This window comes from Hydrogenophaga sp. (assembly GCF_028698005.1).
Classification (GTDB): Bacteria; Pseudomonadota; Gammaproteobacteria; order Burkholderiales; family Burkholderiaceae_C; genus Hydrogenophaga.
The window spans coordinates 1-11244 of the sequence record NZ_JAQVEJ010000090.1; the positions used below are offsets into that span (position 1 = coordinate 1).

The 11244-nt window shown below is 71.4% G+C and carries 11 protein-coding genes; 6 read left to right on the plus strand and 5 right to left on the minus strand.

Annotated features, from left to right (window positions below; all coding sequences use genetic code 11):
- Positions 1 to 181 precede the first annotated feature (181 nt).
- Entirely contained in the window at positions 182 to 826 is a 645-nt protein-coding gene (locus PHQ87_RS10040) for a 5-formyltetrahydrofolate cyclo-ligase (RefSeq protein WP_300233528.1), read from the minus strand.
- 9 nt (positions 827 to 835) lie between these two features.
- Here PHQ87_RS10040 and PHQ87_RS10045 point away from each other — a divergent pair, with 9 nt between their 5' ends.
- From PHQ87_RS10045 to otsA, 6 genes are all read left to right on the plus strand, one after another.
- Positions 836 to 2827 carry a lytic transglycosylase domain-containing protein gene (locus tag PHQ87_RS10045; protein WP_300233530.1) on the plus strand — a complete coding sequence of 664 codons (1992 nt, stop codon included), beginning with the start codon at positions 836 to 838 and terminating at the stop codon, positions 2825 to 2827.
- A gap of 56 nt (positions 2828 to 2883) precedes the next feature.
- Complete coding sequence (locus tag PHQ87_RS10050) at positions 2884 to 3570, plus strand: glutathione S-transferase family protein (RefSeq protein ID WP_300233532.1); 687 nt, start codon at positions 2884 to 2886, stop codon at positions 3568 to 3570.
- A gap of 18 nt (positions 3571 to 3588) precedes the next feature.
- The gene (locus PHQ87_RS10055) at positions 3589 to 4860 is read left to right on the plus strand and encodes a multifunctional CCA addition/repair protein (RefSeq protein ID WP_300233534.1); all 1272 of its coding nucleotides are present in this window, start codon (positions 3589 to 3591) and stop codon (positions 4858 to 4860) included.
- A gap of 83 nt (positions 4861 to 4943) precedes the next feature.
- A complete protein-coding gene (gene otsB / locus PHQ87_RS10060; RefSeq protein WP_300233536.1) occupies positions 4944 to 5681 on the plus strand; it encodes a trehalose-phosphatase in 738 nt (245 codons plus the stop codon).
- The gene (locus PHQ87_RS10065) at positions 5678 to 7522 is read left to right on the plus strand and encodes a glycoside hydrolase family 15 protein (protein ID WP_300233538.1); all 1845 of its coding nucleotides are present in this window, start codon (positions 5678 to 5680) and stop codon (positions 7520 to 7522) included. Before otsB ends, PHQ87_RS10065 begins: the two co-directional genes overlap by 4 nt.
- Positions 7519 to 8901 carry an alpha,alpha-trehalose-phosphate synthase (UDP-forming) gene (otsA, locus tag PHQ87_RS10070; RefSeq protein ID WP_300233539.1) on the plus strand — a complete coding sequence of 461 codons (1383 nt, stop codon included), beginning with the start codon at positions 7519 to 7521 and terminating at the stop codon, positions 8899 to 8901. The genes PHQ87_RS10065 and otsA overlap by 4 nt, the downstream gene beginning before the upstream one ends.
- Before the next feature lie 156 nt (positions 8902 to 9057).
- Here the strand turns inward: otsA and glk are convergent, their stop codons facing one another.
- The 4 genes from glk to PHQ87_RS10090 form a co-directional block, all read right to left on the minus strand.
- Positions 9058 to 10020 (minus strand): glucokinase, encoded by a 963-nt coding sequence (gene glk, locus PHQ87_RS10075; RefSeq protein WP_300233541.1) that lies wholly within the window; start codon positions 10018 to 10020, stop codon positions 9058 to 9060.
- A 21-nt stretch (positions 10021 to 10041) separates the two neighbouring features.
- Positions 10042 to 10479 carry a thioredoxin TrxC gene (trxC, locus tag PHQ87_RS10080; protein WP_300233543.1) on the minus strand — a complete coding sequence of 146 codons (438 nt, stop codon included), beginning with the start codon at positions 10477 to 10479 and terminating at the stop codon, positions 10042 to 10044.
- 75 nt (positions 10480 to 10554) lie between these two features.
- Positions 10555 to 10749 (minus strand): DUF2905 domain-containing protein, encoded by a 195-nt coding sequence (locus tag PHQ87_RS10085; RefSeq protein WP_300233544.1) that lies wholly within the window; start codon positions 10747 to 10749, stop codon positions 10555 to 10557.
- An 8-nt stretch (positions 10750 to 10757) separates the two neighbouring features.
- The coding region (locus PHQ87_RS10090) for an SAM-dependent methyltransferase (protein ID WP_300233545.1) at positions 10758 to 11244 on the minus strand (487 nt) is incomplete at its 5' end.

Below are 11244 nucleotides of genomic sequence, written 5' to 3' on the forward strand. Positions count from 1 at the left end.
CATGGGGGCCATGGATTCAGCGCCGGGCCGCCCCAAGCTGAATCCGCGCCCCCTCGGGGGGTAGCGACCCGCGCAGCGGCGGAGCGTGGGGGCGATGGATTCAGCGCCGGGCCGCCCCAAGCTGAATCCGCGCCCCCTCGGGGGGCAGCGACCCGCGCAGCGGCGGAGCGTGGGGGCCTTATTATGTTTTTGGCCACATCACGCCGGTGTCGGTCAGGATCGCGTCGAGCGGCACATCGTGCGGCTCCGGCTCCAGCTCGGGCACGTGGCCGAAGTCGTAGGCCAGACCGACGGTGAAGGGCTTGGGCCGCAGGCTGGCCAGGGTGCGATCGTAGAAGCCGCCGCCGTAGCCCAGGCGGTAGCCGCCGGGGCCGAAGCCGACGCAGGGCACGAAGATCAGCGTGGGCTGGATGATTTCGGTGTCCTTGGGCTTCGGGATGCCGAAGGCGTCCTCCTCCATCGGGCAGCCCGGGTACCAGCTATAGAAGGTCAGGGTCTTGTCGATCTTGTTGACCACCGGCAGGCCGATGCGGCGCTGGCGTGCCGCGCTCTGCGCGTCCTCCTCCAGCCCGGCCTCCTGCCAGCGGAACAGGGCCGGCAGCGGATCGAACTCGCCCTTGATGGGCCAATAGGCGCCGATCACGGCGTCGGGCCGGTCGATCAGCCACACCCGCATCACGCGCTGCAGCAGATCGTTGCGCCAGGCGCGATCGGCCAGCGACTGCCGCTTGTCGATCAGTGCCTTGCGCCACCCAGCCTTGCGGTGGCCGGAGGCGGGCTGGCTGGGCGCAGAATCGGGAACACACTGACCGTCTTTGTTGTCCATAATCAGATCATGAATCGCACGCGATGGATACGGGCCTTTCTGGTCATTATGGCCGCCCTGACCATGGCCATGCCTGCGCTGGCGCAAACCACGGCCGAATCGGCCCTGCTGGAAATGCGCGAGGCGTTCGGACGCCGGCAGCCGGAGCGGATCGGTGCCCTGCTGTCACAGGTGCGAGGCCACCCGCTGGAGCCGCTGGCGCTGTACTGGCACATGCGACTGCAACTGGAAACGGCAGCCCCCGAGGACATCCGCGCGACGCTCGAGCGGATGGCGGGCAGCTACTGGGAGGACCGGCTGCGCAACGACTGGCTGCGGGTGCTGGGCAAGCGCGGCGACTGGGCGCGCTTCGAGGCCGAGCGTCCCCTGTTCCGCATGGACGACGACCGCCAGGTGCAGTGCTGGGGCCTGATGCTCGACGCACGGGCCGGCCGCCTGCCGGCCACCGAGGCCGCCGAGGAAGTGCGGCAACTCTGGCTGGCCCAGCCCGACGCCGACGAAGGCTGCGCCGCCGCGGCCCGCGCCTTGCGCGACGACGGCCATCTCGGGCCGGAGGCCTTCTGGCAGCGTGCCCGGCTGGCCATGGAGGTGGGCAAGCCCCAGGTGGCGGCGCAGGCGGTGAGCCTGCTCGACGAAGACTGGGCGCACCAGCTCGAGGCCATCGCCCGCGACCCCGCCCGCTTCCTGGACGGCAAGCTCACCGCGATCCGGCCCCGCACCCAGGAGATGGTCACCCTGGCCATCATCCGGCTGGCCGGCAGCGATCCCGAAGCGGCCGCGCAGCACCTGGAACGCACCCGCTGGAAAGCCCAGCTCACGGAAGAAGAACGCAGTTGGGTGTGGGGCGTGATCGGCCGGCGCGCGGCCCAGCACCGCCGCGACGACGCGCTGGCCTTCTTTGCCCACGCGAAGGACCACTTCCTGCCCCCCCTGCACCTGAGCTGGAAGGCGCGCGCCGCCCTGCGCGCCGCCAACTGGCCGCTGCTGCTTGACACCATCGACGCCATGCCCGAGCGCATGCGCGAACAACCCGTCTGGGTGTACTGGACCGCGCACGCCATCCGCGCGCAGGGCAGGCCCGACCGGGCCAGTGCCGAGGCGCTGGCCCGGTCGTGGTACGCATCCATTGCCTCGCCGCACAGCTACTACGGCCAGTTGGCGCTCGACGCCCTGGGGCGCCCCGTGACCCTGCCGCCGGCGCCGGCCCGACCCAGCGCCGCAGAGCTGCGGGCCGCCCGGGCCAACCCCGGCCTGCAGCGCGCCCTGGCCGCCTTCCGGCTGGGCCTGCGCAGCGAGGCGGCGCGCGAATGGCACTACACGGTGGCCCTGCACACGCCGGGGGGCATGAACGATCGCGAGCTGCTGGCCGCCGCCACGCTGGCCTGCGAGCGGGCCATCTGGGATCGCTGCATCAACACCAGCCAGCGCACCCGCGAAGGCGCCGATCATGCCCAGCGCTACCCCACCCCGCACCGTGACACGGTGGTGCGCCATGCCCGCGCCATCGGCCTGGATCCGGCCTACGTCTATGGCCTGATCCGCCAGGAGAGCCGTTTCGTCGTCGATGCCCGTTCGGGCGTCGGCGCGTCCGGCCTGATGCAGATCATGCCTGCCACCGCCCGCTGGACGGCGCGCAAGATCGGGCTGAGCGGGTACCGCCCCGAGAGCATCACCGACCACGACACCAATGTCCGCCTGGGCACGGCCTACCTGAAGTTCGCGCTCGACGCCTTCGACGGCTCGCTGCCGCTGGCCGCCGCGGCGTACAACGCCGGCCCGGGCCGCCCGCGCGCGTGGCGCGACGGACCAGAGTTGCCGGCCGAGGTCTGGGTGGAAGGCATCCCGTTCGACGAGACGCGCGACTACGTGCAACAGGTGCTGGCCAACACCACCGTGTACGCGGCCCTGCTCACCGGGCAGCCGCAACGCCTGCGCGATCGCCTGGGCAGCACGATCGGGCCGCGCCCCCTGAACGCGGCCGCCGACGAAGAGCTGCCCTGAGCAGGTGCGCCGGACCCACAATGGCCCATCGTCGCAACACCACGGAGCCCGCCACCATGTCCCTGCAGCTTTTCATCGGCAACAAGAACTACTCGTCGTGGTCGATGCGTCCCTGGGTGCTCATGACCCAGGCCGGCATCCCCTTCGACGAGGTGCGGGTGCGCTTCGACTCGTTCGACGCCGGCTCCGACTTCAAGCAGGCGGTCGGCGCCGTCAGCCCGGTGGGCAAGGTGCCGGTGCTGGTGGACGACGGCCTGGCCGTCTGGGACACCCTGGCCATCGCCGAGTACCTGGCCGAGCGCTTTCCCGACCGGCACCTGTGGCCCGCCGACCTGGCGGCCCGCGCGCGGGCGCGCAGCGTCTGCGCCGAGATGCACAGCGGTTTCACCGCCCTGCGCAGCCATTGCGGCATGAACATCGAGGCCGCGCTGCCCGAGGTGGGCCGCATCATCTGGCGCGACCAGGCCGGCGTGCGTGCCGACGTGGCGCGCCTGGAGACCATGTGGGCCGAGTTGCTGGCCGCGCACGGCGGCCCCATGCTGTTCGGTGCGTTCGGCATCGCAGACGCCTTCTTTGCCCCCGTGTGCTCGCGCCTGCGCACCTACGCGCTGCCCGTCAGCGCCACCACGGCCGCCTACGTCGATCGCGTGCTCGCCCTGCCCGGCGTCGATGCCTGGGTGCAACAGGCGAAAGCGGAGCACGACTTCATTGCGATGGATGAGCCGTACCGGGCGGGACCCTGACTGTCCTACACTGCCCGGATGGACATCTATCTGGTGGGCGGCGCCGTGCGCGACGCCCTGCTTGCACGTGCCGCGGGCCAGCCCGCCGGGGGCTCGCATGTTGACCGCGACTGGGTGGTGGTGGGCGCCACGCCCGAAGCCATGGCCGAACGCGGGTTCCTGCCGGTGGGCAAGGACTTCCCGGTGTTCCTGCACCCCGACACGCGCGAGGAATACGCGCTGGCGCGCACCGAGCGCAAGACGGCGCCGGGCTACCACGGCTTTCATTTCCACACCGACCCCGGCGTCACGCTGGAGGACGACCTGGCGCGGCGCGATCTGACCATCAACGCGATGGCCGTGCCCGAGGCCGAGGCCGACGACCTGGCCCACGCCACCCTGGTCGATCCCTATGGCGGTGCGCGCGATCTGGCGCAGCGCGTGTTGCGCCATGTGACCGGGGCGTTCGCCGAGGACCCGGTGCGCATCCTGCGCCTGGCGCGCTTTGCCGCGCGCTACCCCGACTTCAGCGTGGCGCCCGAGACACTGGCGCTGATGCGCCAGATGGTCGAGCACGGCGAGGCCGACCACCTGGTGGCCGAGCGCGTGTGGCAGGAGCTCTCGCGCGGCCTCATGGAGCAGCGCCCGAGCCGCATGTTCGAGGTGCTGCGCGCGTGCGGTGCCCTGGCCCGGGTGTTGCCCGAGGTCGAGCGGCTGTGGGGGGTGCCGCAACGCGCCGAATACCACCCCGAGGTGGACACCGGCGTGCACGTGATGATGGTGCTGGACATGAGCGCCCGGCTGGGTGCCAGCCTGGCGGTGCGCTTCGCCTGCCTGTGCCACGACCTGGGCAAGGGCATCACACCGGCCGGGATGCTGCCGCGCCACATCGGTCACGAAGAGCGCAGCGCGCGCCTGCTCCGGGCCGTGTGCGAGCGCTGGCGCGTGCCGCGCGACTGCCGCGAGATGGCCGATGTAGTGGCGCGCGAGCACGGTCACATCCACGGCAGCGGCACCTTCGGCGCCGCCGCCGTGCTGCGCCTGCTGGAACGCTGCGACGCCCTGCGCCGCCCGGAGCGCTTCGCCGAGGTGCTGCTGGCCTGCGAGTGCGACGCCCGCGGCCGGCTGGGCTTCGAGGAGCGCCCCTACCCGCAGCGCGAGCGGCTGCTGGCCGCCCTGACGGCCGCACGGGCCGTGGACACCGCGGCCATTGCCGCCGCGGCGCAAGCCGCCGGTGTCTCCGGTGCGGATGTGGGCCGGCGCATCCACCACGCGCGCGCCGAGGCCCTGACACCCATCGTCGGCCCCTGAACACCGGTGGCCGGTGCGCCCCGTGCGGCCGGCGACCGCACAAATCTCCCATGGGAGTGGCAAGTCTGATAGGGTTGAGCGTGATGAGCCCCCCTGCCCTCCTGCTCAACGAGCGCACAGCGCTGTTTCTCGATTTCGATGGCACCCTTGCCGAGCTGGCGCCGCGACCCGATGCCGTGGCCGTGGCGCACGGTCTGGTCCCCCTGCTGCAGCGCCTGCACGGGCGCCTGGACGGCGCGCTGGCGCTGATCACCGGACGCGCACAGCCGGACATCGATCCGCTGCTGGCCCCGCTCACGCTGCCCGGCGCGTTCGAGCACGGCGGCGTACGGCGCACCCGCCATGGCCTGCTGACCATGCACGACCTGCCCGACCTCGCGCCCGTGCTCGCCGCGGCACGGGCACTGGCAGCGCGCCACCCCGGCCTGCTGGTCGAGCACAAGCGCACCGCCGTGGCGCTGCACTACCGCCTGGCCCCCGAGATGGCGGCGCAATGCGTGCGCACCCTGAGCGAGGCGGTGGGCAACACCCCCGGTCTGCAACTGCTGCCGGGCAAGGCGGTGATCGAGGTCAAGCAGGCCGGCGTTGACAAGGGCGCGGCCATTGCGGCCTTCATGGCCGAGCCGCCCTTTGTCGGCCGCCAGCCCGTGTTCGTCGGCGACGACACGACCGACGAGGCCGGTTTCGACACCGTCCAGCGCCTGGGCGGCGCCGGCATCAAGGTAGGCCCCGGGGACTCACTGGCCCGCTACCGGCTGCCCGACACCACTGCCGTGCAGCAGTGGCTGCGCGATTTCGCCCTCAGGTCCGACCATCCATGATGAACGACACCGCCACGTCCCCCACATCCACCGGCTTTGGCCCGCCCGCCCCTGCCTCGCTGTCGCTGGGCGTGGTCGGCAACGGTGCTTTCAGCGCCCTGATCGACCCCCACGGCCGCGTGGTCTGGAGCTGCCTGCCGCGCTTCGACGGCGACCCGGTGTTCCATGCCCTGCTGGGCGCCCGTGACGGCGACAGCGAGGGGGCCGGCTCGTTCGCCATCGAGGTCGAGCACCTGGCCCAGGCACGCCAGAGCTACGTGCCCAACACCGCGGTGCTGCACACCGAGCTGTGGGACCGCGACGGCCAGGGCCTGCTGATCACCGATTTCGCGCCGCGCTTTTTCTGGCGCGGGCGCTACTTCCGCCCCACCACGCTGGTGCGCCGCGTGCGCCCGCTCGAAGGCACCCCGCGCGTGCGCGTGCACCTGGCGCCGCGCTTCAACTGGGGCGCGGATACGCCGACCATCACCTCGGGCAGCAACCATATCCGTTACGTCGGTGAACAGCAGACGCTGCGCCTGCAGACCGATGCGTCCATCTCGCATGTGCTCCACCGCCAGCCCTTCCTGCTGACACGGCCGCTCGATTTCCTGCTCGGCCCCGACGAAACGCTGGAGAGCGGGGTCAGCGACACCGCACGCCATTTCGAACAGGAGACCCTGGCCTACTGGCGCCGCTGGAGCCAGCGCCTGGCGCTGCCGCTGGAGTGGCAGGATGCGGTCATCCGCGCGGCCATCACGCTCAAGCTGTCGATGTTCGAGGACACGGGTGCCATCGTCGCGGCCATGACCACCAGCATCCCCGAGGCACCGGGCACCGGACGCAACTGGGACTACCGCTACTGCTGGCTGCGCGACGCATTTTTCGTCGTGCGTGCCCTCAACAGCCTGGCCGAAGTCGGCACCATGGAAGACTACCTGGCCTGGGTGACCGACGCCGTGGTCGGCACCAACGGCAACCACGTGCAGCCGCTGTTCGGCATCGGGCTGGAGCGCGAGCTGCCCGAGCGCATCTGCACGGGCCTGCCCGGCTACCGGGGCATGGGGCCGGTGCGCATCGGCAACCAGGCGCATGAGCACTTCCAGCACGACGTGTACGGCAACATCGTGCTGGCCGCGGCACAGGCCTTCCACGACCAGCGCCTGCTGCGGCCGGCCGGCCTGGCCGATTTCGAACGGCTGGAGGCCATGGGCGAGCGTGCCCTGCAGGTGTTCGGCCAGCCCGATGCCGGCATGTGGGAGCTGCGCACGCGTGCGCGCGTGCACACCAGCTCGGCCCTGATGTCCTGGGCCGCCGCCGACCGCCTGGCCAAGGCCGCGCCCACGCTGGGCCTGCTGGACCGGGCCCGGTACTGGCGCTCGCACGCCGCCGCCATGCGCGAGCGCATCCTGGACGAATCCTGGAGCGAGCGGCGCCAGGCCTTTGCCGAGAGCTTCGGTGGCCACGACCTGGATGCCAGCGTGCTGCTGATGGCCGAGGTCGGCCTGATCGACCCGAAGGACCCGCGCTTCATCGCCACGCTCAAGGCGCTCGAAGCACACCTGTGCGACGGCCCCTACATGCGCCGCTACGAGGCACCGGACGACTTCGGCACGCCGGAGACGGCCTTCAACATCTGCACCTTCTGGCGCATCGACGCGCTCGCACGCGTCGGCCGCGTCGAGGAGGCCCGCGCCATCTTCGAGACCATGCTGGCAGCCCGCAACCCGCTGGGCCTGCTGTCCGAAGACACCCATGCCAGCACCGGCGAGATGTGGGGCAACTACCCACAGACCTACTCGATGGTGGGCATCATCAACGCGGCCGTGCGGCTGTCGGCGGCCTGGGATACCGTCATATGAACCGCCTGGTCGTCGTCTCCAACCGCACCGCCGATCCGCGCAAGTCCGCCGCCGGCGGCCTGGCCGTCGCCGTCGGGCAGGCGCTCCGGGCCTCGGGCGGGCTGTGGTTCGGCTGGAGCGGCAAGGTGGTCGATGGCCGCAGCCCCGGAGAAGGCGAGCTGCGGCTGCAGCAGGCCGGCAACGTGCAACTGGCCACGGTGGACCTGAGCCGCGAGGACTACAACAGCTACTACCTCGGCTACAGCAACGACGTGCTCTGGCCGGTGTTCCACTACCGGCTCGACCTGGCCCACTTCGACGCCGACTACATCAGCGGCTACCGGCGCGTGAACCAGTTGTTTGCGCAACGGCTGGCCGGCCTGCTGCGGCCGGACGACATCATCTGGGTCCACGACTACCACCTGATCCCGCTGGCGGCCGAGTTGCGCGCCATGGGCTGCCGCCAGCGCATGGGGTTCTTCCTGCACATCCCGCTGCCACCACCGCTGCTCCTGGCCGCCGTGCCCGAGCATGAGTGGCTGATGCGGTCGCTGTTCGCCTACGATCTGGTGGGCCTGCAGAGCAACACCGACCTGGGCCACTTCTCGGGCTACATCGGCGCCGAGCTGCCGGCCGACATCCTCGGCGAGCACATGTTCCGCGCCTTCGGCAAGACCCTGCAGGTGCAGGCCATGCCGATCGGCATCGATGTCGACGAGTTCACCGCGCTGGGCCGCAGCCGGGAGGCACAGGACACCTATGCGCAGATGCGTCAGGAGTACTCGCGCCGGCGCCTGCTGCTCGGTGTCGAGCGCATGGATTACTCCAAGGGGCTGCCCCTGCGGCTGCAGGCATTCCGGCAGTTGCTGCAGAACTACCCGGAAAACCTGGGCAGCGCCACGCTGATCCAGATCGCCTCGCCGAGCCGCGAATCGGTCGATGCCTACGCCTCGCTGCGGCGCGAGCTCGAAAGCCTCAGTGGCGCCATCAACGGCGATTTCGGCGGCCTGGACTGGATGCCCGTGCGCTACATCCACCGCAACGTCTCGCGCCGGCGGCTGCCCGGCCTGTACCGCGCCGCCAGCGTCGCCCTGGTCACACCGCTGCGCGATGGCATGAACCTGGTGGCCAAGGAGTTCGTCGCGGCCCAGGATCCGGACGACCCCGGGGTGCTGGTGCTCTCGCGCTTCGCCGGGGCGGCCGAACAGTTGCGCGATGCCCTGCTGGTCAACCCGTACGACACCCGGCACACCGCCGAGGCGATCCAGCGCGCACTGCAGATGCCCCTGGCCGAACGCCAGCAGCGCCACCAGGCCCTGCTGCACAACGTCCGCACGCAGGACGTGCACTGGTGGTGCCGCCGCTTCCTCGACACCCTGGCCGCCACCCCGCTGGGATAACAGCCATGCAAGGCGGGATCAGCCCCCTCGGGGGGCTGAGGACCGCGGCTCCGGCCCTGCCTGCGCAGGGCTGGACGGGACGAAGAGGCATCGACTCCGGCGATGCCGCGGCCTGCAAGGCGCGACCCGCGTCAGCGGCGGAGCGTAGGGGCCATGTCAGTCCAGTGCCCGCGCGACGCCCTGCAGCGCCGGTGACTGCGCCGAAGTGATCACCCAGGCCGGGATGGGCGCGAGGTATGCCCGGTAGCGGCCCTTGCGCTCGAAGCGCGCACGGAAGGGCGAGCGTTCGAACCACTCGCCCAGGCGCGGCACGATGCCGCCACCCAGGTACAGGCCGCCGCGCGCGCCCAGGGTCAGCACGAGATTGCCGGCCACCGAGCCGAGCAGGGCACAGAACATGGACAGCGTTTCCTCGGCCTGCGGCAGGCGGCCGGCCAGCGCCGCGGCCGTCACGTCGGCCGGGCTGCGCAGGTCGCCGGCGTCCACCCCGTCGGCCGCACACAGGAGGCGGCAGGCCTCGATCAGCCCCTGGCCACACAGCATGCGCTCGGCCGATGCCCGGCCGTGCAGGGCCGCCAGCCCCGCCATCACCAGCCGCTCACGCGGCGTCGAGGCCGGCAGGGTGACATGGCCACCCTCGCCCTGGATCGGCACCCAGCCACCGCGGCCGTCGGGCAGCAGGCCGGACACCCCGAGGCCGGTGCCCGGCCCCAGCAACGCCACGGCGGCCCCCGGATCGGCCTGGCCGCCGCCCACCTGGCGCAGCCCGGCCGGCGGTATGACCGGCAAGGCGAGCGCCAGGGCTGTGAAATCGTTGATGACACGCAGCGTCTGCAGACCCAGCGCCGCCTGCAGCTCGCGCTGCGAAAACTGCCAGTGGTGGTTGGTCATGCGCACCCGGTCGCCCGTGATCGGCGCTGCCACGGCCAGGCCGGCGGCGCGCGGCCGCGGCAATCCCTGTGCCGACAGGTAGGCGCGGATCGCGTCCGGCAGGCCCGCATGATCGGCGCTGCGCAGCACCTGCACCGCCGTGACGGCACCCTCCGGCGCGGCCTGCCAGCCAAAGCGCGCGTGCGTGCCACCGATGTCGGCCAGCAGGCGGGGGAACGGGGCTTGCATGGCGGCGCGGCGGCGGAGGCTTCAGATCTTCTGACGCACCCAGCGCACGATGTCGGCACTGCCCATGGCGCCCGGCTGGCGCGCCACCTCCCGCCCGCCCACGAACAGGGCCAGGGTCGGAATGCTGCGGATGGCGAAGCGCGCGGCCGTCTGGCGCGCCGCCTCGGTATCGACCTTGGCCAGGCGCAGGTGGGGCTCCAGCTCGCGTGCCGCCGCCTCGAAGTGCGGCGCCATCATCCGGCAAGGCCCGCACCAGGGGGCCCAGAAGTCCACCAGCACCGGCAGGTGCGAGCGGTTGATGTGCGGGTCGAACGTGGCGTCGTCCAGCGCCACCGGATGCCCGTCGAACAGGGGCCGGTGGCATTTGCCGCAATCGGGCGCCTGCGCCAGGGCGGCGGCGGCGACACGGTTGGTGGTGTGGCAGTGCGGGCAGACAACGTGCAGTGGGTCGGTGGACATCAGAGGCTCCGTGGTGCGGGTTCACTCCCCCAGATGAGGCCTTGGCCCCGTGTTTTCAATATACCACCAAGGGTATCAGATCAGGTGACTGATCAGGCTGGCCACCATGCTGAGCACGATGGTGGTCATCAGCGGGATGTACCACTCGCGCCCGAAAAGCCGGAAGCGCAGGTCGCCGGGCAGACGACCGAACCCCAGCCGGCGCAGCAGCGGCGTGAGTCCGCTGATCAGCACCAGGGCCAGGAAGATGACGATCATCCAGCGGATCATGGCGTTCCCTACAGCCGGTGCGTGCGGTCGCCCGCAGTGAAACCGACGGGCACCCAGCCGGGCGCGCTCGCCTCGGGCGCCAGCGCCAGCACCTTGAACAGTTCGCCCATCTCGTGCTCGTTGACCAGCTTGCCGAGCATGGCCGCCGCGCGCGGACCGGCATCGCGCGCCAGATCGAGCAGGCCGGCGTTGAGGAGGAAACGCCCCTGGCCGGTGTAGCCCAGCACCGCCAGGCCGGCGTCCTGGGCCGCCAGCGCGATGCCGGTGAAGTTGACGTGCGCGGTGATGTCCTTGAGGCCCAGGTCGGCCAGCGGATCGTCGTCGCTGCGGTGCGCCCGGTGGCACATCAGCGTGCCCATGTGGCGCTGCGGGTGGTAGTACTCGGCCTCGGGAAAGCCGTAGTCGATGAAGAAGCCGGCCCCGCGCGTCCAGTGCTCGGCCAGGGTGCGGACGAAGGCCTCGGCCTGCGGGTGGACCTCGGTCAGGTAGTCGTGC